General features: G+C 73.0%; 19 protein-coding genes, 1 other RNA gene and 1 pseudogene. 13 read left to right on the top strand and 8 right to left on the bottom strand.

Translation table 11 applies throughout. The features are described 5' to 3' along the window. Window positions 1-2: 2 nt before the first annotated feature. A complete protein-coding gene (gene efeB, locus ACIQV3_RS03195) occupies window positions 3-1,319 on the top strand; it encodes an iron uptake transporter deferrochelatase/peroxidase subunit (protein ID WP_403709237.1) in 1,317 nt (438 codons plus the stop codon). An 18-nt stretch (window positions 1,320-1,337) separates the two neighbouring features. Beyond that, complete coding sequence (gene efeU / locus ACIQV3_RS03190; RefSeq protein WP_403709235.1) at window positions 1,338-2,186, top strand: iron uptake transporter permease EfeU; 849 nt, start codon at window positions 1,338-1,340, stop codon at window positions 2,184-2,186. A 58-nt stretch (window positions 2,187-2,244) separates the two neighbouring features. On the opposite strand, the gene ACIQV3_RS03185 is transcribed toward efeU, so the two are convergent. Then, window positions 2,245-3,162 carry a PhzF family phenazine biosynthesis protein gene (locus ACIQV3_RS03185; RefSeq protein WP_403709233.1) on the bottom strand — a complete coding sequence of 306 codons (918 nt, stop codon included), beginning with the start codon at window positions 3,160-3,162 and terminating at the stop codon, window positions 2,245-2,247. 121 nt (window positions 3,163-3,283) lie between these two features. Continuing rightward, window positions 3,284-4,054 (bottom strand): SDR family oxidoreductase, encoded by a 771-nt coding sequence (locus ACIQV3_RS03180; RefSeq protein WP_403709231.1) that lies wholly within the window; start codon window positions 4,052-4,054, stop codon window positions 3,284-3,286. A gap of 109 nt (window positions 4,055-4,163) precedes the next feature. Between ACIQV3_RS03180 and ACIQV3_RS03175 the strand changes: the two genes are divergently transcribed. Both ACIQV3_RS03175 and ACIQV3_RS03170 read left to right on the top strand, forming a co-directional pair. Continuing rightward, window positions 4,164-5,483, top strand: a complete 1,320-nt coding sequence (locus ACIQV3_RS03175) for a Bcr/CflA family multidrug efflux MFS transporter (protein ID WP_403709229.1) — start codon at window positions 4,164-4,166, stop codon at window positions 5,481-5,483. Window positions 5,484-5,550: 67 nt separating this feature from the next. Beyond that, the gene (locus ACIQV3_RS03170; protein ID WP_403709227.1) at window positions 5,551-6,555 is read left to right on the top strand and encodes a small ribosomal subunit Rsm22 family protein; all 1,005 of its coding nucleotides are present in this window, start codon (window positions 5,551-5,553) and stop codon (window positions 6,553-6,555) included. A 50-nt stretch (window positions 6,556-6,605) separates the two neighbouring features. Here ACIQV3_RS03170 and ddaH read toward each other — a convergent pair. Beyond that, window positions 6,606-7,424: pseudogene (gene ddaH, locus ACIQV3_RS03165) on the bottom strand (dimethylargininase); the annotation flags it as partial. 115 nt (window positions 7,425-7,539) lie between these two features. On the opposite strand from ddaH, the gene ACIQV3_RS03160 reads away from it, so the two are divergent. Together ACIQV3_RS03160 and ACIQV3_RS03155 are read left to right on the top strand one after the other, a co-directional pair. Next, entirely contained in the window at window positions 7,540-8,229 is a 690-nt protein-coding gene (locus ACIQV3_RS03160; protein WP_403709225.1) for a TetR/AcrR family transcriptional regulator, read from the top strand. 137 nt (window positions 8,230-8,366) lie between these two features. Continuing rightward, on the top strand, window positions 8,367-9,116 hold the full coding sequence (locus ACIQV3_RS03155) for a bifunctional DNA primase/polymerase (protein WP_403709223.1): 750 nt from the start codon (window positions 8,367-8,369) through the stop codon (window positions 9,114-9,116). A gap of 43 nt (window positions 9,117-9,159) precedes the next feature. Here the strand turns inward: ACIQV3_RS03155 and yaaA are convergent, their stop codons facing one another. Then, on the bottom strand, window positions 9,160-9,960 hold the full coding sequence (yaaA, locus tag ACIQV3_RS03150) for a peroxide stress protein YaaA (protein ID WP_403709221.1): 801 nt from the start codon (window positions 9,958-9,960) through the stop codon (window positions 9,160-9,162). Window positions 9,961-10,092: 132 nt separating this feature from the next. Here yaaA and ACIQV3_RS03145 point away from each other — a divergent pair, with 132 nt between their 5' ends. Then, window positions 10,093-11,535, top strand: a complete 1,443-nt coding sequence (locus ACIQV3_RS03145; RefSeq protein WP_403709219.1) for an RNB domain-containing ribonuclease — start codon at window positions 10,093-10,095, stop codon at window positions 11,533-11,535. 230 nt (window positions 11,536-11,765) lie between these two features. Here the strand turns inward: ACIQV3_RS03145 and ACIQV3_RS03140 are convergent, their stop codons facing one another. Next, complete coding sequence (locus ACIQV3_RS03140) at window positions 11,766-13,214, bottom strand: TerD family protein (RefSeq protein ID WP_403709217.1); 1,449 nt, start codon at window positions 13,212-13,214, stop codon at window positions 11,766-11,768. Between the two features lie 153 nt (window positions 13,215-13,367). Here ACIQV3_RS03140 and ACIQV3_RS03135 point away from each other — a divergent pair, with 153 nt between their 5' ends. The 5 genes from ACIQV3_RS03135 to ACIQV3_RS03115 all read left to right on the top strand — a co-directional run bounded on the left by ACIQV3_RS03135 (window position 13,368) and on the right by ACIQV3_RS03115 (window position 17,903). Then, on the top strand, window positions 13,368-14,273 hold the full coding sequence (locus ACIQV3_RS03135) for a helix-turn-helix domain-containing protein (RefSeq protein WP_403709215.1): 906 nt from the start codon (window positions 13,368-13,370) through the stop codon (window positions 14,271-14,273). A gap of 482 nt (window positions 14,274-14,755) precedes the next feature. Further along, entirely contained in the window at window positions 14,756-15,268 is a 513-nt protein-coding gene (locus tag ACIQV3_RS03130; RefSeq protein ID WP_403709213.1) for an XRE family transcriptional regulator, read from the top strand. A 163-nt stretch (window positions 15,269-15,431) separates the two neighbouring features. Beyond that, window positions 15,432-16,133 carry a hypothetical protein gene (locus ACIQV3_RS03125; RefSeq protein ID WP_403709211.1) on the top strand — a complete coding sequence of 234 codons (702 nt, stop codon included), beginning with the start codon at window positions 15,432-15,434 and terminating at the stop codon, window positions 16,131-16,133. 1 nt (window position 16,134) lies between these two features. Next, window positions 16,135-17,307, top strand: coding sequence for an MAB_1171c family putative transporter (locus ACIQV3_RS03120; protein ID WP_403709209.1), 1,173 nt, complete (start codon window positions 16,135-16,137; stop codon window positions 17,305-17,307). Next, window positions 17,304-17,903, top strand: a complete 600-nt coding sequence (locus tag ACIQV3_RS03115) for a hypothetical protein (RefSeq protein ID WP_403709207.1) — start codon at window positions 17,304-17,306, stop codon at window positions 17,901-17,903. The genes ACIQV3_RS03120 and ACIQV3_RS03115 overlap by 4 nt, the downstream gene beginning before the upstream one ends. Window positions 17,904-18,026: 123 nt before the next feature. On the opposite strand, the gene ACIQV3_RS03110 is transcribed toward ACIQV3_RS03115, so the two are convergent. Together ACIQV3_RS03110 and ACIQV3_RS03105 are read right to left on the bottom strand one after the other, a co-directional pair. Next, the gene (locus ACIQV3_RS03110) at window positions 18,027-18,863 is read right to left on the bottom strand and encodes a hypothetical protein (RefSeq protein WP_403709205.1); all 837 of its coding nucleotides are present in this window, start codon (window positions 18,861-18,863) and stop codon (window positions 18,027-18,029) included. Then, window positions 18,860-19,657: a MerR family transcriptional regulator gene (locus ACIQV3_RS03105; protein ID WP_403709203.1), complete on the bottom strand. Its 798-nt coding sequence runs from the start codon at window positions 19,655-19,657 to the stop codon at window positions 18,860-18,862. The genes ACIQV3_RS03110 and ACIQV3_RS03105 overlap by 4 nt, the downstream gene beginning before the upstream one ends. Window positions 19,658-19,733: 76 nt before the next feature. Here ACIQV3_RS03105 and rnpB point away from each other — a divergent pair. Further along, window positions 19,734-20,143: RNase P RNA component class A (gene rnpB / locus ACIQV3_RS03100), an RNA gene on the top strand. A gap of 65 nt (window positions 20,144-20,208) precedes the next feature. Here the strand turns inward: rnpB and ACIQV3_RS03095 are convergent. Then, on the bottom strand, window positions 20,209-20,592 hold the full coding sequence (locus ACIQV3_RS03095; protein ID WP_403709201.1) for a hypothetical protein: 384 nt from the start codon (window positions 20,590-20,592) through the stop codon (window positions 20,209-20,211). Between the last annotated feature and the right edge of the window lie 193 nt (window positions 20,593-20,785).

The following is a 20,785-nucleotide window of genomic DNA, read 5'->3' as shown; positions in this document are numbered from 1 at the left end:
ACATGAGCGAGTCGGTGTCCGGGCAGCAGCCCGCACAGGGCGACGCGCTCGTCGCGCCCGAAGGCGCGCCGGAGCAGACGGTCCCGGGCTCGGGTGCGCCCTCGCGCCGGGCCGTCCTCGGCTGGGGCGGCGCGGGCCTCGCGCTCGGCGCGGCGGCGGCCGGCGGTACGGCCATCGCCCTGAACTCGGGCCCCGACCTGGTCTCGGCGGCCTCGGCCGGCGCGGCCGTGCCGTTCCACGGTGAGCACCAGGCCGGCATCGCCAGTGCCGTCCAGGACCGCCTGCACTTCGCCGCCTTCGACGTGAAGACGAAGGACCGCGCCGAACTGGTCCGGCTCCTCAAGGACTGGACCGAGGCGGCCCGGCTGATGACGGCCGGACATCCGGTCGGCGAGGGCGGTTACGGCGGCCTCCCCGAGGCCCCGCCGGACGACACGGGCGAGGCGCTGGGTCTCAAGGCCTCCCGCCTCACCCTGACCATCGGTTTCGGGCCGGACCTGTTCGCCAAGGGCCGCTTCGGCCTGGAGGGCAAGCGCCCCGGCGCCCTGATCGACCTGGAGCTCTTTCCCGGCGACAACCTCGACCTGGCCCGCTCCGGCGGCGACCTGTGCGTGCAGGCCTGCGCCGACGACCCGCAGGTCGCGGTGCACGCCATCCGCCAGCTCGCCCGCATCGGCTTCGGCAAGACGGCCGTGCGCTGGTCGCAGCTGGGCTTCGGCAAGACCTCCTCGACCACGCCCGACGAGCAGACCCCGCGCAACATGATGGGCTTCAAGGACGGCACCCGGAACATCTCGGGCACCGACGAGGCCGCCCTGGACAAGCACGTGTGGGTCGGCGCCGGCGACGGCAGCGACTGGCTGACCGGCGGCTCGTACCTCGTGGCGCGCCGGATCCGGATGAACATCGAGACGTGGGACCGCACGTCCCTGGGTGAGCAGGAGGACATCTTCGGCCGCGACAAGGGCGAGGGTGCCCCCGTCGGCAAGTCCAAGGAGCGCGACGAGCCGTTCCTGAAGGCGATGAAGCCGCAGGCGCACGTCCGTCTCGCGCACCCGGACACCAACAACGGCGCGATGATGCTGCGCCGCGGCTACTCCTTCACCGACGGCACGGACGGACTGGGCCGGCTCGACGCGGGCCTGTTCTTCCTCGCCTACCAGCGCGACGTGCGCACGGGCTTCGTCCCGGTGCAGCGCAGCCTGGCGAAGTCCGACGTCCTCAACGAATACATCCAGCACGTGGGTTCGGCCGTCTTCGCCGTCCCGCCGGGCGTCCGCGACAAGGACGACTGGTGGGGCCGGACGCTGTTCGCGTAAGGGACCGGGAGAACCGAAGTGTTCAGCAACTATCTGATCGGGCTGCGCGAGGGGCTGGAAGCCAGCCTCGTCGTCTGCATCCTCATCGCCTACCTGGTCAAGACCGGGAACAAGGCCAAGCTGGGGCCGCTGTGGCTGGGCGTCGGCCTGGCCGCCGCCCTGTCCCTGGCCTTCGGCGCCGGCCTCGAATTCGGCACGCAGGAACTGACCTTCACGGCACAGGAGGCGATCGGCGGCACCCTGTCGATCGTCGCGGTCTGCCTGGTCACCTGGATGGTCTTCTGGATGAAGCGCACCGCGCGGCACCTGAAGGCGGAGCTCCACGGCAAGCTCGACGCGGCCCTCTCGATGGGCACCGGCGCGCTGGTGGCGACGGCGTTCCTGGCCGTCGGCCGGGAGGGCCTGGAGACCTCGCTGTTCGTGTGGCGCTCGGTGCACGCGGCCGGTGACGGCGCGGGCCCGCTGATCGGCGTGCTGCTCGGCATCGGATCGTCGATCCTGCTGGGCTGGCTGTTCTACCGGGGCGCGCTGAGGATCAACCTGTCGAAGTTCTTCACGTGGACCGGCGCCATGCTGGTCGTGGTCGCCGCGGGCGTGCTCGCGTACGGCGTCCACGACCTCCAGGAGGCCGACTTCCTGCCGGGGCTGAACAACAAGGCCTTCGACATCAGCGAGACGATCCCGCCGGACAGCTGGTACGGGACCCTGCTCAAGGGCACCTTCAACTTCCAGCCGGACCCGACCGTGCTCCAGGTCATCGTGTGGGCCCTGTACCTGGTCCCGGTGCTCGCCCTGTTCCTGGCGCCGTCGCTGGTCAAGCGCACGGAGCCGAAGCCGGAGCCCGAGTCCGCGCCGAGCAGCTCCTGACGGATGCCGGTGGAGGCCGCGCGGACCTGGTCCGCGCGGCCTCCACCGTTTGGCCGCACTACGGGATCAGCGCGCCCGCTCCGCCCACCCGGACCCGGGTGTCGCCGGAGCGCAGCTCGACGGTGAGCACGCCGGGGCGGCCCATGTCGGCGCCCTGGTGGAGGGTCAGGACGGCTTCGTCCGGGACGAGGCCGAGCTCGCGGGCGTACGCCCCGAAGGCGGCCGCGGCCGCGCCGGTCGCCGGGTCCTCGACGACGCCGCCGACCGGGAAGGGGTTGCGTACGTGGAACTCCGCCGGGCCCGCCCGGTGGACGAGCTGCACGGTGGTGAGGTCGAGGCGCAGCATCAGCGCCTCCAGCCGGTCGAAGTCGTAGGCGAGGTCCGCGAGCCGGGCGCGGGTGGCGGCGCCGAGCACCAGGTGGCGGGCTCCGGCGTAGGCGATCCGCGGCGGGAACGCCGGGTCCAGGTCGGCGGCCGGCCAGTCCAGCGCGGCCAGGGCCTCGGCGAGGTCGGCCGGGTCCAGGTCCTCGGTGTGCGGTTCGACGCTGGTCAGGGTGGCGCGCAGGCCGCCCGCCCCGTCCTCCCGGGTCACCGGGTCCTCCCGGGTCACCGGGTCCTCCCGGGTCACCGGGTCCTCCCGGGTCACCGACACCGGCACCGTGCCCGCGCGGGTCGCGAGGACCAGCTCGCCCGGGCCGATCCGCTCGCCCAGGGCCACGGCGGTGGCCACGGTGGCGTGCCCGCAGAAGGGGACCTCCGCCTTGGGGCTGAAGTAGCGCACGGTGAAGGCCCTGCCCGGCTCCCCGCCCAGGCCCTCGGGCGGGGCGGTGAGGAAGGCCGTCTCGCTGTAGCCCAGTTCGGCGGCGATCTTCAGCATGGCGGCCTCGTCGAGGCCCGCGGCGTCGAGGACGACACCGGCGGGGTTGCCGCCGGCCGGGTCGTCGGAGAAGGCGGTGTAGCGCAGTACGTCAGTCATGATCGACTCAACGGCGCCCCCCGTGGCCCGCATTCCCGGATCCGGTGCGTTTTCGCAGGTCGAGAGCGGGCGGGCCCGAGGAGGGCCTCGGAAGCGGGCCCCGGGCCGGGTGCGCAACGGGTCAGCCGCGCCCGATGTAGGGCATCGCGGTCGCCATCACCGTCGCGAACTGCACGTTCGCCCCGAGCGGGAGCTCCGCCATGTGCAGCACCGTGCGCGCCACGTCGGCCGCGTCCATGACGGGCTCCACCGCGAGCTGTCCGTTGGCCTGCGTGATCCCGGTCTGCATCCGCTCGGTCATCTCGGTGGCCGCGTTGCCGATGTCGATCTGCCCGCACGCGATCCCGTACGGACGTCCGTCCAGCGACAGGGACTTCGTCAGGCCGGTCATGGCGTGCTTGGTCGCGGTGTACGCGATCGAGTTCGGCCGGGGCACGTGCGCCGAGATGGAGCCGTTGTTGATGATGCGGCCGCCCTGCGGGTCCTGGGCCTTCATCACCCGGAAGGCCGCCTGCGCGCAGAGGAAGGAGCCGGTGAGGTTGACGTCGACCACCGAGCGCCAGGCCTCGTAGGAGATGTCCTCCAGCGCGACGCCGGCCGGGCCGAAGGTGCCCGCGTTGTTGAAGAGCAGGTCGACCCGCCCGTAGCGCTCCCGGACGGTCTCGAACAGTGCGGCCACGTCGTCCGGGTCGCTGACGTCGGCCCGGACGCAGAGCACCTCGGCGTCCGGGTGGGCGGCCCTGGCGGCCTCGGCGGTCTCCTCCAGCGGCCCGCTCCTGCGGCCGGCCACCGCCACGGCCCATCCGGCGGCGGCGAGGGTGAGGGCCACGGAACGGCCGATCCCGGATCCGGCTCCGGTCACTACGGCGATCTGCTTCACGCGTGCGTTCATGGGGCCGCAGGCTACGTCACACGGCGCATCGGCTCCGGGACGTTCCGATTGCTGAGAACATGGGGTGATCAGGGGGTGTGAAGACACGATAAAAAGACTGGAGTTCCGTATGCCGGAGCGAGGCCACGCGACAGCGCCCTCGAAGGATTCGTCACCCGCGAATCCCTCCCCCCTCACCACCACACCTCCCCTGACGGCCGCCCGCCGGACGGGACTGCTCGTCACCTTCATCCTCGGCGGACTCACCGCCCTCCCCCCGCTGTCCATGGACATGTACCTGCCGGCCCTGCCGACGGTGACCAAGGTCCTGAACAGCCCGGCCGCGACCGTCCAGCTCACCCTCACCGCCTGCCTCGCCGGCATGGCCCTCGGTCAGCTGGTGATCGGCCCGATGAGCGACAAGTGGGGCCGCCGCCGCCCCCTGCTCATCGGCATGGTCGTCTACGTCCTGGCCACCGCCATCTGCGCCTTCGCCCCGACCGTCGAGCTGCTGATCGCCTTCCGGCTGCTCCAGGGCCTGGCCGGCGCCGCCGCGATCGTGATCGCGCGGGCCGTCGTACGCGATCTGTACGACGGGGTCGAGATGGCCCGGTTCTTCTCCACCCTGATGCTCATATCCGGCGTGGCGCCGATCATCGCCCCGCTCATCGGCGGCCAGGTGCTGCGCTTCGCCGACTGGCGCGGGGTGTTCGTCGTCCTCACCGTCGTGGGGGCCCTGCTGACCCTCCTGGTCTGGCGCAAGCTCGGCGAGACCCTGCCGCCCGAACGGCGCCAGACCGGCGGCGTCGGCGCCGCGCTGCGGACCATGCGCGGACTGTTCGCCGACCGCGTCTTCGCCGGCTACACGCTGGCCGGCGGCTTCGCCTTCGCGGCGCTGTTCGCGTACATCTCCGCCTCGCCGTTCGTCGTGCAGGAGATCTACGGTGCTTCGGCCCAGACCTTCAGCCTGCTGTTCGGCGTCAACTCCCTCGGCCTGATCGCGGTGGGCCAGATCAACGGCAAGCTACTGGTCGGCCGGGTCAGCCTGGACAAGGTCCTGGGGTACGGGCTCGCGGTCATCACGGCCGCCTCGGTCGCCCTGCTCCTCATGACCGCCGGGGTCTTCGGCGAGGTCGGGCTCTTCGCGATCTGCGCCGGACTGTTCGTCCTGATGTCCGCCATGGGCCTGGTGCTGCCCAACACCAACGCGCAGGCCCTGATGCGCGCCCCGCACGCGGCCGGCTCGGCCTCCGCCCTGCTCGGCACCTCCTCCTTCCTGGTCGGAGCCGTGGCCTCCCCCCTGGTCGGCATCGCGGGCGAGGACACGGCGGTACCGATGGCCCTGGTCCAGGCCGCCTGCGCCTTCCTGTCGGTCCTCTGCTTCGTCGCCCTGTGCCGCCCGTGGCGGACCAGCCCGCCGACGGCGACGGCGACCGCGACGGCGAGCTGACCGTCCGGGTCCGGGCCGGGGCTTCGGCCCCGGTCCGGGCCCGTCCCCCGCCCCGTAAACTTGGCGGGTGAACGACACCGCCACCACCACCGCCGAAACCCTGCGCAGCGCCCTCGCCGGGCTGCTCGAAGGCCTCCCGCAGAAGCAGGCCACGGCCGCCGTGGAGCGGCTGATCGCCAACTACCGCGGCCAGATCCCGACCGACACCCCGGTCCTGCGCAACCGCTCCGACGTGGCCGCGTACGCGGCGTACCGGATGCCCGCCACCTTCGAGGCCGTACGGTCCGCCCTGGACGGGCTCGCCGAGGCCGCCCCGGGCTGGTCCCCGGCCTCGCACGTGGACGTGGGCGGCGGCACGGGAGCCGCGGCCTGGGCGGCGGACTCCGTCTGGGGCGGGCCGCGCGAGACGGCCGTACTGGACTGGGCGGACCCGGCCCTGGTCCTCGGCAAGGAGCTGGCCGCGGCCTCCTCCTCCCCCACCCTGCGGGCCGCCGAATGGCGCCAGAGCGTCATCGGGGCGGGGACGGCCCTGCCCGCGGCGGACCTGGTGACGGTCTCCTACGTCCTGGGCGAACTGACCCCCGAGGCCCGCGGCGAGGTCGTCGCCGAGGCGGCGCGCGCCGGTCAGGCCGTGGTGGTGGTCGAGCCGGGCACGCCGGAGGGCTACCTGCGCATCCGCGAGGCCCGCGACCAGCTGATCGGGGCCGGGTTCCAGGTCGCCGCCCCGTGCCCGCACGACGGGACCTGCCCGATCCAGGTCGGCAAGGACTGGTGCCACTTCTCGGCGCGGGTCAGCCGGTCCTCCCTGCACCGCCAGGTCAAGGGCGGCTCCCTGTCCTACGAGGACGAGAAGTTCAGCTACGTGGCCGCCACCCGCTTTCCGGTGGAGCCGGCCGCCTCCCGGATCACGCGCAGGCCGCAGCTCCGCAAGGGGCTGGTCCTGCTGGAGCTGTGCGGACCCGAGGCCGAGGGGCAGACCAAGGTCAACGTGACCAAGCGCCACGGGGACCTGTACAAGGCCGCCCGGGACGCCGACTGGGGCCAGGAGTGGCCGCCCCCGCAGGGGGCCTGAGCCCGTAGGAGGCCCGGTCCCCGTGCGGGGGCGCCACCCGCCGCGGCCGGCTAGGGCCTCAGCTCCTGCGTGCAGCACTTCACGCTGCCGCCGCCCTTGAGCAGCTCCCCCAGGTCCATGGGGACCGGTTCGAACCCCCGCTCCCGCAGGGGGGCGAAGAGTCCGGTCGCCTCCTGCGGGAGCAGCACGTGCCGGCCGTCGGAGACCGCGTTGAGCCCGAGGGCGGCCGCGTCCTCGGCCCGCGCGATCAGCGCGTCGGGGAAGAGCCGGCGCAGTACGGCCCGGCTGCCCTCGGAGAAGGCGTCCGGGTAGTACATGACCTCGTCGCCGTCGAGCACGGACAGGGCCGTGTCCAAGTGGTAGTAGCGCGGGTCGACCAGGTCGAGACCGATGACCGGGCGGCCGAAGAACTCCTGGGCCTCGTCGTGCGAGAGCGGGCTGGAGCGGAAGCCCCGGCCCGCCAGGAGGTAGGTGGCGGTGACGGCGAAGTCGCCCTCGCCCTCGTTGACGTGGGACGGCTCGTGGACGTCACCGAAGCCGTTGTTCCGGAACCAGTCGAGGTGGATCTCCGCCTCGGCGGCCCGCTCGGGGTAGGCGAACCGCGCGCCCAGCACCCGGCCGTCGACGACGAGGGCGCCGTTCGCCGCAAAGACCATGTCGGGCAATCCCCGGTCGGGGACGAGGGTCTCGACGGTGTGGCCCAGGGCCACGTACCGGTCGCGGAGGTCCTCCCACTGGGCCATGGCCAGGGGCAGGTCCACCGGTTTCGTGGGGTCCATCCACGGGTTGATGGAGTACGTGACCTTGAAGTGCGCGGGCGGGCACATCAGGTAACGCCGGGGTGTGGCGTCTCTGCGCAATGAAGGCTCCTCACGGTGATGAGAAGAGAATCGTCCCTCCTCGGCGGGAACGGCGCAGTGAACTGATTGGGTGGTTTCCCGAACGGCCGAAAGTCGAGTGGTTCGGAGTTGATAAGTTTCCGAAATGAGCTCCAGCCCCCTCCCTGACCCCGGTTCCGGCCCCGGTTCCGGTTCCGGCCCCGGTTCCGGCCCCGCCTCCGCCCCCCGGTCCCCGGACGCCACGCGCCGCAGCGACCGCTCGCGGCGGGCCATCCTGGACGCGGCGCTCGAACTGGTGGGGGAGGTCGGCTACAACAAGCTGACCATCGAGGCCATCGCCGCCCGCGCCGGAGTCGGCAAGCAGACGATCTACCGCTGGTGGCCGTCGAAGGCCGCGGTGCTGCTGGACGCCTCGGTCACGCTCGCCGGGGACGCGCAGTCCGAGGGGACCTGGACCGGCTTCCCCGACACCGGGGACCTGGCCGCCGACCTGAAGTACGTACTGCGGGCGACGGTGGACGAGTTCGCCGACGAGCGGTACGCGGCCCCCTCGCGCGCCCTGATGGCGGCCGGCGCCACCGACCCCGAGCTGGGGGCGCGCTTCACGGAGCAGCTGCTGGAACCCCAGCTCGCGCTGTACGAGGAGCGTTTGCGGTCGGCCCGCGAGGCCGGGCAGCTCCCGCCGGACACCGACCTGCGGCTGACCGTCGAAATGCTGCTCGGACCTCTGACCTACCGCTGGCTGCTGCGCACGGCGCCGCTCACGCACGCGTACGCGGATGCGCTGGTGGACGCGGTGCTGGGCGGGGGCGGGGCCGGGTGGGATAAGTCATGACCTCCTGATGGCCGAGAACATATGGCCGATTTCTATGGTTATGTGGGAACCCTGGTCGGGGGGTGCGGTCACCCGGCGCCCAGGATGGTGGGAACATGTGAGGGTCTACCGGGGCAACGGTGTAGGTGAGGGGATAGATGGGGTCTGAGTCGGGCCGCGTCACACGCGGCGAGCAGAGCAGGATTTCCCAGTGGCTGCGCCGCAAGCCCAAACCCGACGCCGAGGACCCCGCGCGCGAACGCGAAGCCCTGCTGCTGGCCGTGGCCGCCGCGGGTCTGCCGATCTCGCCCGCCGCCCATCCGGCCGGCTACCGGTGCTCGTGCGACCGGATCGGCTGTCCGACGCCCGCGCGACACCCCATCTCCTTCGCCTGGCAGACGCAGTCCACGACGGACCGCGCACAGGTCGAACGCTGGGCCCGCAACCAGCCCGCGGCCAACTTCATCACCGCGACGGGCATGGTCCACGACGTACTGGACGTCCCCCTGGAAGCCGGCCACAGCGCACTGGAACGCCTGCTGGCCGCCGGCATCGAGGTCGGCCCGGTCGCCGAGTCCGGCGGTACGGGAGACCAGGCCCGGATGCTCTTCTTCACCGCGACCCGGGGCACGCCCGAGGACGAGGACGAGTGGTGGCCCTGCGAACTGGACTGCCACCCCGAGACGATGGACGAGCACCCCGGACTGCGCTGGCACTGCCGGGGCAGCTACGTCCTGGTGCCGCCGGCCGCACTGCCCGGCGACCTTTCGGTGTCCTGGCTCCGCGGCATGGAGCATCCGCTCGTCGATCCGCTGACCCTGCTGGAAACCCTCACGGACGCGTGCGCCACCTACGCCGGCGCTTCGGACCACACCCCCGCCACGGTCGCCTGGCCGCTAGGCCGCTAGGCCGCTAGGCCGACGCTTCGGGACCGCCCCGGGTGACGGCGGATCAGTGGATCTGGGTGACGACCACGTCGAGGGACCAGACCTTGCCCGGCTTCGCGGGGGCTTCGGCCTCCACGGTGAAGCCCAGGTCGCGCAGGGCCGTCACCAGCTCCGCCGGGGTCTCGGGGACCGCGCCCGCCGACAGCAGGTCGCGGACCAGGCGGCCCTTGGTGGCCTTGTTGAAGTGGCTCACCACCGACCGCTTCTCCACCCCGTCCACCTTCTGGGAGTGCAGCACCCGGACCGTGGCCGTGCGCCCCGCCACCTCCCCCTTCGGCTTCCACGCGGAGGCGTACGCCGAGGACCGCAGGTCCAGGACCAGGCCGTCGCCCGCCGCCTCCGGCATCACCGCGGCCATCGGTTCGCGCCAGAACGCGCCCAGCGCCCCCAGCCCCGGCAGCTTCACGCCCATCGAGCAGCGGTAGGAGGGGATGCGGTCCTCGACCCCGACCGCTCCCCACAGGCCCGAGAAGACCAGCAGGGATTCCGCGGCCAGCGACGCCGCCGCCGGTGTGAGGGTCGACAGGCCCAGCGCGTCGTACAGGACGCCCGTGTAGATCTCCCCGGCCGGGCGGGCGACCGCCGTCGGCAGCTCCGCGTTCTTGGCGACCTCACCGCGCAGGCCCTCGCTCAGGCCGAGCACCTCGCGGGCCTTCAGCTCGTCGCCCACGCACAGCTCGACCAGCTCCTCCAGCACCGCCGCCCGGGCCGCGGCCAGCCCCGGCAGCGAGAGCGTCTCCGGCTTCAGCGGTGCGCCGGAGCCGCCGGCGGCCTTTCCTTCGGACGGCGGCAGCAACACGAGCACGGTGGTTCTCCTTCGACGGGCACGGCACAGCGACGGGGGTGCGGCCCCCGACCAGGGTAGACGGCCCGCCGTGCCGCCCGGGCCCACCGGCCTCGCCGTGCCGCCCGGGCCCACCGGCCATAGGCTCGGCTCATGCCACGCCGTCACATGATCATGACCGGCGCAGACGGGGCTGCTCTGCGGGCCGCGCTGCGTGAACTGAGGACGAAGCTGGAGGTGCCGGAGGAGTTCCCGGCACCGGTACTCGCCGAGGCCGAGCGGGCGGTGCGCGACCCCCGCCTGCCGGACTCCGACGCCACCGACATCCCCTTCTTCACGATCGATCCGCCGGCCTCGCGCGATCTGGACCAGGCCATGCACCTGGCGAAGCGCGCCTCCGGCGGCTACCGGGTCCACTACGCCATCGCCGACGTCGCCGCCTACGTCACCCCCGGCGGCCCACTCGACGCCGAGGCCCACCGCCGGGTCACCACCCTCTACTTCCCCGACGAGAAGGTCCCCCTGCACCCGCCGGTGCTCTCGGAGGGCGCCGCCAGCCTGCTCCCCGACCAGACGTGCCCGGCCCTGCTGTGGCGGCTCGACCTGGACGCCGAGGGGCGGGTGGAGAGCACCGATGTGCGCCGCGCGCTCGTGCGCAGCCGGGCCAAGCTCGACTACGACGGCGTCCAGAAGGCCATCGACGCGGGCACCGCGGAGGAACCGCTCGCCCTGCTGAAGGACATCGGAAGGCTGCGCGAGGCCCTGGAGGCGGAGCGCGGGGGGATCTCGCTCAGCGTGCCCGAGCAGGAGATCGTCGAGCACGAGGGCTCGTACAGCCTGGCCTACCGGGCCCCGCTCCCGGCCGACGGCTGGAACGCGCAGATCTCCCTGCTGACCGGCATGGCCGCCGCCGACCTGATGCTCGCCGCCGGGACGGGCATCCTACGGACGCTGCCGACCGCTCCCGACGGAGCCGTCGGGCGGCTGCGCCGGGCGGCGAAGGCCCTGCGGATCGACTGGCCGCACCACGTCCCGTACGCGGCGCTCGTGCGCGGGCTCGATCCGCACCGGCCGGCCCACGCCGCCTTCCTCCAGGAGTGCACGGCCCTGCTGCGCGGCGCCGGGTACACCGTCTTCACCGGCGGCGAGACCCCGGACCCCGTCCTGCACGCCGCGGTCGCGGCCCCGTACGCCCACTGCACCGCGCCGCTGCGCCGGCTCGTCGACCGGTACACGGGCGAGCTGTGCGTGGCCGCCGCGGCCGGGACCGAACCCCCCGGGTGGGTAAGGGAGGCGCTCGACGCCCTGCCGAAGGAGATGGCGGCCGGGACCCGGCTGGCGAACTCGGCGGAGCGGGAGTCCGTGGACCTGGTGGAGGCGGCGCTGCTCAAGGACCGCGTCGGCGAGACCTTCGAAGCGACGGTCATCGACGTCAAGGACCGGGAGCCGCTGGTCGGCACGGTCCACCTGGAGGAGCCCGCGGTGATCGGCCGCGTGGAGTCCACGTCGGCGGAGCTGCCGCTGGGCGAACGGATCAGGGTCCGGCTGACGGAGGCGGACCCGGGTCGGGCGAAGGTGCTCTTCGCACCGGTCTAGTGCCGTGGCCGGAAAGGTTTGCCGGGTCGCGGCGTCCGGTGCGGTGCATCGCAAGGCGGAGGGCCGTGCCTCGTACTGGACGTACCGGCTCGGTCCGACAACGCGGCGAGGTGCCGTGCCGGGCGTCGCGACACGGTGAACCTTTCCGGCCACGGCACTAGGTTCCTTCGGAACCGGGGCGGGGCATCGCCGTGGATGCCCCGCCGCGGTTCGCGCTCAGCGGCCGGCCGTCAGCGGTTGCGGATCCAGAAGCCGATGGCGCTCAGCTCGGCGGGTTCGACGGACCAGGCGCCGGGCGCGTCGATCACCAGGAGCCGCGGGTTCATGGGCACCTCGACGGTGTTGCGGCCCCGGCTCTCGCGCTCGAAGACCAGCTCGCGGTTGTCGTTTTTCCGGACGGCATGGACCGACATGTAGCCCCGCTCGTCCCCCCTGCCGAGGTGCCTGACCTTGATGTGGTCGATGTAGCGGGAGTAGGCCAGTACGTCCGGCCCGCGTCCCTCGATCCGCCCGTCGAGCTCGTGGAGGACCGTCACCGGCCGCAGAGTGATCGTCCACGCGCACTGGAAGGTGTCCACCTCCAGCCGGATCGCGGCTTTGCCCCCGTGGCGGAAGACGGTCCGGCCGCGCAGGTCGTCGAGCACGCTGGCCATGATCTGCCTGCCGTTGTCCGAGCCGCGGTCCAGGACGGTGACGCGCACGTACCCCTCGGCCTCCTTGACCAGGTCGACCACCACGAAGCCGCGCGGAAGCGGGGTGTCGACCTCGATGACCTCGCGGCCCCGGCCGGAGTACCGGACCTCCGGGAACTCCTTCCCGAAGTCGACGGGGAGCGCGTTGCTCCGACCCGACACCACCCCGACCGGCTCGGCCGGGAGCGGCACGGTGGCGGCCGGGGCGGGGCCGGCCGTCTTCTCCACGCCGTCGGACGGCTGCGGCGCGGACTCCGCGGGCGGGAGCCGGAAGGGCGGCGGCGCGGGCGCGGCTGCGGGCACAGCCGCGGGAGCGGGCACGGCCGCGGGCACGGCCGCGGGAGCGGTCGGCGCCGCGGGCTCCGGCAGGGGCGGCGGGAGCGGGAGCCGGTCCGGGAAGGCCGCCGGGGCGGGCTCCCCTTCCTCGAGCTCCTCCTCGGGATCCTCGGGATCCTCGGGCACCGTGAAGCCGAAGTCGGCGGCCAGGCCCGGCAGTCCGGACGCGTAGCCCTGCCCCACCGCGCGGAACTTCCATCCCCCGTCCCTGCGGTAGAACTCACCGAGCAGGATCGCGGTCTCCGTCGTCGCGCCCTCCACGGCGTACAGCGCGAGCTGCTCCCCGGTGGCCTCGGAGACCGCCCGCAGGTACAGGTCCGCGACCTCCCCGAACGTCCCGCCGTCACAGGACGCAGCGACCACGATCCGCTCCACGGACGGCTCGACGCGTCCGGGGTCGATCTCCAGCCAGTCGGCGGTGACCCCGCCGTCCCCCCGGGCTTCGCCCAACAGCCGTACGGAGCTGGCCGCGTGCTCGGGCTGGTTGTAGAACACCAGGTCGCCCCGGCCCCTCACCTTGCCGTCCGCCCCGACGAGCAGCGCGGCCGCGTCGACCGCCGGCGAGCCGGGCCCGCCGTCGCGGCGTACGACGGCGACGCGCATCGGTTCGCCGCCGAGCGGAAGGTTTCCCCCCTTGATGATCTCTGTCATGCACGCATCCTGACATCACGGCCCGGCCCGCCGACAGGGGCGGCGGATCGGAACCGCTGCCGGACGACTCTGGCCATCGCACCCCGTGACCTGCCATCATCGGCCGACCGCGCGGTAGCACCGGCCGCGCAACAGCGGGGGGAGGGGCCGGCCATGAGCTCGGTCGATGCCTTCGACGCACGCACGATGCCCACCAGCGCCGCGGGCAGCCGGTCGGCGCGCCGCCGCCCGCCCGCCCCCGCGCTGCGACCGCTCATCATCAACTACACGGGCTTTCACACCGAGTTCACCGCCCCGAGGCGCCGGCTGGAGCTGCCCACCGGCTGCGTGACGCTGGTGTTCAGCTTCTCCGAGGGCCTGTGGATCTCCCGTACGGAGAACCTCGCCCCGGCCCAACTGCGGCCCGCCGCCCGGGCCATGATCAGCGGCCCGCGCACGGTGCCGGCGATCGGATTGCACGCGGGAGTGGTGCACGGGCTGGAGGTGAACATGACCCCTCAGGGCTGCTACCGACTGTTCGGCATCCCGATGTGGCACTTCGAGGACGCCCACGTGGATCTGGTGGAGGTGCTCGGACGGCAGGGCCACCACCTCACCGAACGGCTCCAGGCGCTCCCCTCGTGGACGGAGCGGTTCGCCCTGCTGGACGCCCTCTTCTGCGCCCGCCTCGACGCCGGCCCCTCCTGCGCGCCCGAGGTCGCCGGAGCCCTCTCCGGGCTCTGGGCCGACGCCCGCTCCCTGACCCGGGTGAGCGCGGCGACGGGGTGGAGCGCCCGTACCGTACGGGCACGGTTCCGCGAACAGGTGGGCCTGTCCCCCAAGGCCATGGCCCGGGTGTTCCGGCTGCAGCACGCGCTGCGGATGCTGGCGGCCGGAACGGCGGCCGCACAGGTGGCGGCGGTGTGCGGCTACCACGACCAGGCGCACCTGAGCCGCGAGGTGAAGGCGATGACGGGACTGCCCCCGTCCCGGTTCGTCCTGCTGCGGGGCGGGCTGGCACCCGGTTCGGCCCTGGACCGCATGCGGGGCCGGGTCAGCAGCGTGATGCTGACCGGCTAGGCCCGCCGGCACAGGGCGGACGCGACCCGGGGCGCGCCTCGGATCGCGTCCCGGGTCGCGGCCGGACCGTGCGGCCCGGCGGCGGCTCCCCCGTTGGATTCCGCCGGGCCCCGCCGACGGGCGTCGGCTCCCGTCGGCGAGCGGTTCGCCCGCCCCGGGCTGAGGACCCCCGTACCCCAGCCCATGAGCGAGCGCTCCGGCCACTCAGTCCGCTAGACGCCCTGCGTCCGGCGTTTGAGCGCCGATCCGTCTAGCGCGCTAGACGGCTGGACGAAGATACGCCGCCGCACACACGCCCTGTCAAGGCTCTGCGGGGTGCCCCGCGGGCAATATGACGTGGGTCACATTCCGACGGGTCCGCTAGCTGGGTAGACGGGGTTCGTTGCACTGTGTGGCGAAAGCCATCTAGGCAGGTAGATAATGCCGGTGTTGATTTAGTACTGGACTACACGATCCAGCAGCAGACGGGAGCAGTGACGGTGATGGGTGAGGAGACCCCCACCGGCCGGCTGGACACCATGGGTGACCGCCTCGGCTTCTTGATCGAGACGATCCACCCGGCGGGCCGCGGTCCGTACACGTACCAAGAGATCGCCGAAGGCACCAAGAAGCTGTCCGGCCCCTCCGTCTCGCACGGCACGGTCCAGACCATCCGCCTGAACAACAACCCGAATCCGGGCATCGACTCGATCCGCGCGATCGCCAACTTCTTCGGCGTCACCGTCGGGTACCTGGCCGACGGCGAGAACGCCCAGGCGATCGAGCACCGGATCGAGGAACGGATCGCGCGCCTGCGCGAGGAGATGGGCAAGGCCGCGGCGGCCGACGAGTTCGCCCAGGTCCTGGAGGACGAGCAGGTGAAGGCCGCGGCCTTCCGGTTGAGCGGGCTGTCCGCCGGGTCCATGCGCTCCGTCACCGGCTTGATCAAGCAGCTCCGGAAGGCCGAAGGGCTTCCGGATGTGAAGCCCCGCCGCCGTCGCGGCAAGGAGTCCTGAGGCACGAAGGGGAGCCCCGAGGCGCGGAATCAGCCATGCCCTGCACCCCGGTAGCCGTATTCCGGCCACCGATCCGCCGTCCCTTAGCCCCCGCTGCGCTTCCGGTTACTCTCAAACCCGATCAGGTGTGCGGACTGGGCGACGAGGGGCGGGGAGGGCGACCATGCGCTGGTGGAAGCGCGCCGACGCGGAGTGCGCCGCCGTCGCGGACCGGCTCGCGATCCCCCGGCCGTTCGACCTGGAAGCCTTCTGCGAGGGCATAGCCGCACAGCGCGGCAGGCCACTGATCCTGCTGCCCCTCGACGGACCCCCCGACCCGGCCCTGCCCTGCGGGATCTGGCTCGGACTGGACGTCGCCGACCTCGTCTTCTACGACGCCGTCGCGGCCGAGATCCTCAAGGTGCAGATCGTCCTCCACGAGATCTCGCACATGCTGCTCGGCCACGTCGCTCCCGAACTCGACATCCCCGAACAGCCGTCGGAGCGGGAGATCGCCCGGGCCTCCGAGCACTTCCAGCGCCTGCTGACGCGCACGCACACGGCCGTCTCCGGAATCGACCGCCCCGAACTGCCCGTGGCCTCGATCATCCGCACCGAGGCCGCCCGGATCCGGAGCGTGGCGCGCAGGACCGAATCCATCGACGAGGAACTCGGCCTCGACATCGACCGGCTGGCACACCTCATGGGGCGGAGCAAGTTCGCCAGCCCACAGGAGCGGCAGGCGGAGACCCTGGCCACGCTCATCCACGAGCGGGCCGGCCGCTACCGCACGACGCAGTCGACCTCCAGTGACAGTGAGGCCGAGGACCGTCTCGTACGCCTCCATGACGCCCTCGGGCACCCCGTTCGAAACACGTGGTCGTGAAGTGAAACACCTGGAAATCGCCATCCTGGTCATGCTCTGGACGGTGACGCTCTGGCGCGCCCCCTCAGCCGTCCGCTCGGTCAAACAGCGGGCCCTGTGGGCGGCGTTCGCCGCCCTGACCGTCTCCATGACGCTCCGCCTCCCCGGCGTGATGCGCACCCTGGACGACTGGGCGGGGGTCAACAACCTCTCCACCCTCGTCAAGCACTGGCTGGGCATGATCGCGGCCGGCGCGGTCGTCGACTTCGTCGTCGCCATCGCCCGGCCGGAGACCGGCCGCCGGCTGCGCGTCCGCCATTACGCCGCCCTGACCGCGATGACGGCCATGGCGGTGCTCTTCGTCTTCTTCGTCCCGCGGCCCCACGAAATGACCGACTTCTTCGAGGAGACCGCCGGCAACGGCTGGGCCACGGTCTATTACCTCCTCTTCGTCGTCTACCTCGGCATAGCCATGGCCACCGCCACCTGGCTCTTCTGGGGCAGCGCCCGGCACGCCAGCGCCCTGTGGCTGCGCACCGGTGTCCGCCTCATGGGCATCGGGACCGCCGTCGGCGTGCTCTACACCCTGCTGCGGGCCGGGTACATCGCGAGCCGCCTCGCGGGCCTCACGGACGAGACCAGCGACCTCGCGGTCGACGGCGTCACCGACGCGCTGAAGTACCTGGCGATCGGCTTCATCCTCATCGGGAGCAGCATCCCCGCCTTCGGCGTGGCCTGGCGCACCGTCCAGGACGGCCGCCACCACCGGCAACTCCAGCCGCTCTGGCAGGACCTGACCGCGGTCACCCCCGACATCGTCCTGAAGGCGGGCCTCCTGCGCAGTCCGCGCCTGCGGCTGTACCGCCGGGTGATCGAGATCCGTGACGCCGCCCTGACTCTGGACGCCTACACCGCCCACGAGGTCCGCGAGCGCGCCCACCGCGCCGCCCTCGAGGCGGGCTTCGACCCGGCGACGAGCCCGGCGGCCGAAGCCCTCCGGATGCGGGCGGCCCGCGAGGCCAAGGCCCGCGGCGTGCTGCCGCCGCGCGGCGCCCAGGAGCCGGCGGCCACCGTCGGGATCGACGACCTCGACTTCGCCGCCGAAGTACTGCGCCTCATCCAGCTCGCCCGGATCTACCACTCCTCCGTGGCCGACGCGTTCCTCACCGAGACCAGCCAGGAGGCCACGGCATGACCACCACGCTCACCCCGCAGCCCACCGGGTCCCGGTCCGCCCGCCTGATCACCGACGGGCTCGATCCCAAGACCTGGATCATCGCCGACACCCTCCTGATCGGCTGGCACACCGCCGGCCTCGCCGGGATCGGCTGGGGGCTCCTCGGCTGCCTGTTCGCCGCCGTCATCCCGCTGGCCTTCATCAAGTACGGCATCCGGCGCGGCCGCTGGGCCGACCGGCACGTCGGCCAGCGGCAACAGCGCATCGTCGTGATGGTGTTCATCATCGGCTCGGTCGCCACCGGCATAGCGCTGATGGCGCTCCTCGGCTCGCCCCGCACGATGATCGCGCTGATCGCGGCCATGCTGGTCACCCTCGCGGCCCTGCTCGCCGTCACCCCCGCCTGGAAGATCAGCGTGCACGCGGCCGTCTCCTCCGGGAGCGTCGCCATGCTCGCGATGACCTACGGGCCCTGGCTGCTGCTCGCCTACCCGCTGGTCGCCGTCGTCGGCTGGTCCCGGGTCGAGCTGAAGGACCACACCCCGGCCCAGGTCATCGCGGGCACCGCGGTGGGCGCGGCCGTGGCGGCCACCACCTTCGCGCTGGTCCGCTAGGGCCTTCCGGATCTTGCCGGATCCGGCGGGAGCGGCCCTTTCTCGGGCCGTGCCGATTTCGACAAGACAGGCGCGGACGGGCTTGCCACGCTCGGCGGACACCGTCGGCACTGCGGCAGCCCGTCACGGGGGTGCGGGCTGCCGCAGTGCGTCGACCAGCGCGCGGGGCTCGTCCGCGTGGAAGCGGATGGCGCGGGCTTCGGCGCGGGCGCCGAGCGGGCGGCGGAAGGCGAGCGGCCGGGCCAGTTCCACGGTGACCGTGGTCTGGCTGCCGACGATCAGGTCGAGCACCCCGTCCTCGGAGAGGCTCACGAGCCGCCCCTCGGGGTAGCGCCGGTCCACCCGGACCGAGGCCACCGCGTCCGGCGGGACGGTCAGGTCGAAGAGGGCTCCGTACCGGATGCGCAGGGTCCCGTCGGGGCTCACGACGTGGGGCCGGGTGACGCAGGCGGCGTGCAGCGCGAGCATCAGCAGCACCCCGTACACGTCGAGGACGAGCACCACGCGGTGGACGGCCGGCCAGGGGATCAGGAAGGCCAGCGCCACGGTCTCGATCAGCGACACGAACACCAGCCCGTACATCATGGCCGTCTGCGGTCCGGTGTACGGGGCCGCGTGGTCTCCGGGCCGCACTCCGTGCGGGGGCCGCCGCAGCGCCCACCGGGCCAGGGCCGCGGACGCCCGCAGCTCGTGGAGGACGAGGCGGCGTACGGGTACGGGTACCACGGCCCGTACGGCCTCGCGGCGGGCCGCGGCGGGGTCGGCGCCGCGGGCGCGGGAGGCGGCGTACAGGGAGTACAGGACGCCCGCCTCCAGCAGGAGGACCCCCAGCACCACCGCTTCGGCGACGGCGAGGGCCCAGCCGGGCGGGCGCACCCCGGCCGCCACGCACACCACCAGCGCCAGCTCCATGGGCAGCACAGTGGCCACCCCGATCCGTGCCGCGCGTATCGCGCTCATTCCCGGCCCCTCTCCGTCCGCTTCGTCTCCGTGGCCCACGTGTCCGTGAAGGCCTCCATCACCCGGCGGACGACCTCCGCCTGCGCCGGGGCGTACTCGGCGAGCAGGGCCTCCAGGAAGCCCGGCAGCTCCCGCGGCCCGCCGCCGCCCTCCGTCGCCCCCCGCGTCGCCCCCCGCGTCACCGCCGCGAACGCCTCGGCGGGGACCGCGGCCACCAGTTCCGCGGCGAGCGGCCCGATCCGGGGGTCGTCCGCGTCCGCGTCGGCGAGCTCGTCGAGCCGCTCGTACAGCGCGAGCACGGCCGGGTCGGCGGCGACCGTCCCGAGCACGGCGTAGAGCTCCTCCCCCACGGCGCCCGAGGCGTCCAGCAGGCTCAGGTGCTCGCGGTCGAGCGCGGCGGACGGCGAGGCCGTCGCGGGCGCCTTCGCGAGCAGCTCCGCGAGCGCGGGCGAGACCGGCTCGGCCTCCCCGGGCGGGGCGGCGAGCAGGACGGCGAGGCGCCGTCTGCGCTCGGCCAGTTCGGCCTGCTGGCGGGCGAGGTCGGCGTCGAGCTCGGCCAGCACCTCGGCGAGCTCGCGCCCCGCGTCGTCCGCGAGCACGTCGCGCACCTCGTCGAGGCTCAGCCCGAGCTCGGTCAGCCGGCGCACCCGGGCCAGCCGGACGGCGTCGCGCACGCTGTAGGCGCGGTAGCCGTTGGGGCGCCGGTCCGGCTCGGGGAGCAGGCCGACGTGGTGGTAGTGCCGGATCGCCCGGGTGGTGACCCCGACGAGCGCGGCGATCTCTCCGATCCGCATGAGCCCAGTAGAAACCTTGCCGCTGCGTCAAGGTCAAGCGCTCACAGGTTGCGGGTAGCATGGTCGGCACGGCAGACGAGTCGGCCGGGCGGCCGCGTCGGGATCCCCGGATCCCGCCGAGGAACGTCCGGGCTCCACAGGGCAGGGTGGTGGCTAACGGCCACCCGGGGTGACCCGCGGGACAGTGCCACAGAAAACAGACCGCCTGGGGCTTCGGCCCCCGGTAAGGGTGAAACGGTGGTGTAAGAGACCACCAGCGCCTGAGGCGACTCAGGCGGCTAGGTAAACCCCACCCGGAGCAAGGTCAAGAGGGTCCGGCCGTTTTCGGACGGCGGGACCTGCGCGAACGCTTGAGGGCTGCCCGCCCGAGTTCGCGGGTAGACCGCACGAGACCGGCGGCAACGCCGGTCCTAGATGGATGGCCGTCTCCCCGGCGACCGCGAGGTCACCGGGCGACAGAACCCGGCGTACAGGCCGGCTCGTCTGCCGTCGAACTGCCCCCGCTTTCCCGTTCGTTCGGGTGCGGGGGCTTCGTCGTACCGCGGTGGCGGTCAGCAGCCCCAGTGGGCCCCGTAGCGGGGCCGGTAGGGCTCGATGACCGTCTCCGGGTCGTGCAGCGCGGCCCGGCGGGCGGCCCGGAGCCGGGCTCGGGCACCACGCTCGGCCAGGTTGGCGGCCTCGGACAGGGAACCCCCGAAGGCGCAGCAGTACCGCCAACTGTCGAAGGCGCGCCGGACCTCCCGCGGCCGCGGGCGCCGGCCTTCCCGCGTCGCGGTGCGGAGTTCGGCGGCCGAGTAGCGCAGGCCGCGCAGGTCGACGCGGCGCCAGGGACCCGAGAACCCGGTGTGCTGCGGGGCGAACGCGTCGCGTTCCTTGCGCCGCTGCCGGGCGTACGGGGTGTGCTCGGCGCGGATGTGGTGGGCGGTGCGGGACACGGAGAACCTCCAGTCGCACCCCAGGGCCTTCCTGGGGGAGCTACCGGAAGCCGGACGGGTACGGCTGCACGGGCGGCCCCTCCTCCTGTCGTCACGCGACCCCGTTCTGTCGTCACGCGACCCCGTTCTACCAAACGGCGGCGCACCGCGGGCGGGGATGACGAGGAGGCCCCCCGCCCGGTCGGGGCGGGGG

It is taken from the genome of Streptomyces sp. NPDC099050 (genome assembly GCF_044759865.1).
Taxonomy (GTDB): Bacteria; Actinomycetota; Actinomycetes; order Streptomycetales; family Streptomycetaceae; genus Streptomyces.
This window is presented reverse-complemented; position numbering and strand designations above follow the sequence as displayed.

What these genes read in the sequence shown, in the direction of transcription:
- efeB (WP_403709237.1), top strand. Translation starts at nt 3, where the DNA reads ATGAGCGAGTCGGTGTCCGGGCAGCAGCCCGCACAGGGCGACGCGCTC.
- ACIQV3_RS03155 (WP_403709223.1), top strand. Translation starts at nt 8,367, where the DNA reads ATGGGGTCTGAGTCGGGCCGCGTCACACGCGGCGAGCAGAGCAGGATT.
- ACIQV3_RS03180 (WP_403709231.1), bottom strand. Translation starts at nt 4,054, where the DNA reads ATGAACGCACGCGTGAAGCAGATCGCCGTAGTGACCGGAGCCGGATCC.
- ACIQV3_RS03135 (WP_403709215.1), top strand. Translation starts at nt 13,368, where the DNA reads ATGAGCTCGGTCGATGCCTTCGACGCACGCACGATGCCCACCAGCGCC.
- ACIQV3_RS03145 (WP_403709219.1), top strand. Translation starts at nt 10,093, where the DNA reads ATGCCACGCCGTCACATGATCATGACCGGCGCAGACGGGGCTGCTCTG.
- ACIQV3_RS03140 (WP_403709217.1), bottom strand. Translation starts at nt 13,214, where the DNA reads ATGACAGAGATCATCAAGGGGGGAAACCTTCCGCTCGGCGGCGAACCG.
- ACIQV3_RS03110 (WP_403709205.1), bottom strand. Translation starts at nt 18,863, where the DNA reads ATGAGCGCGATACGCGCGGCACGGATCGGGGTGGCCACTGTGCTGCCC.
- ACIQV3_RS03160 (WP_403709225.1), top strand. Translation starts at nt 7,540, where the DNA reads ATGAGCTCCAGCCCCCTCCCTGACCCCGGTTCCGGCCCCGGTTCCGGT.
- ACIQV3_RS03105 (WP_403709203.1), bottom strand. Translation starts at nt 19,657, where the DNA reads ATGCGGATCGGAGAGATCGCCGCGCTCGTCGGGGTCACCACCCGGGCG.
- ACIQV3_RS03130 (WP_403709213.1), top strand. Translation starts at nt 14,756, where the DNA reads ATGGGTGAGGAGACCCCCACCGGCCGGCTGGACACCATGGGTGACCGC.
- ACIQV3_RS03185 (WP_403709233.1), bottom strand. Translation starts at nt 3,162, where the DNA reads ATGACTGACGTACTGCGCTACACCGCCTTCTCCGACGACCCGGCCGGC.
- ACIQV3_RS03115 (WP_403709207.1), top strand. Translation starts at nt 17,304, where the DNA reads ATGACCACCACGCTCACCCCGCAGCCCACCGGGTCCCGGTCCGCCCGC.
- ACIQV3_RS03175 (WP_403709229.1), top strand. Translation starts at nt 4,164, where the DNA reads ATGCCGGAGCGAGGCCACGCGACAGCGCCCTCGAAGGATTCGTCACCC.
- ACIQV3_RS03125 (WP_403709211.1), top strand. Translation starts at nt 15,432, where the DNA reads ATGCGCTGGTGGAAGCGCGCCGACGCGGAGTGCGCCGCCGTCGCGGAC.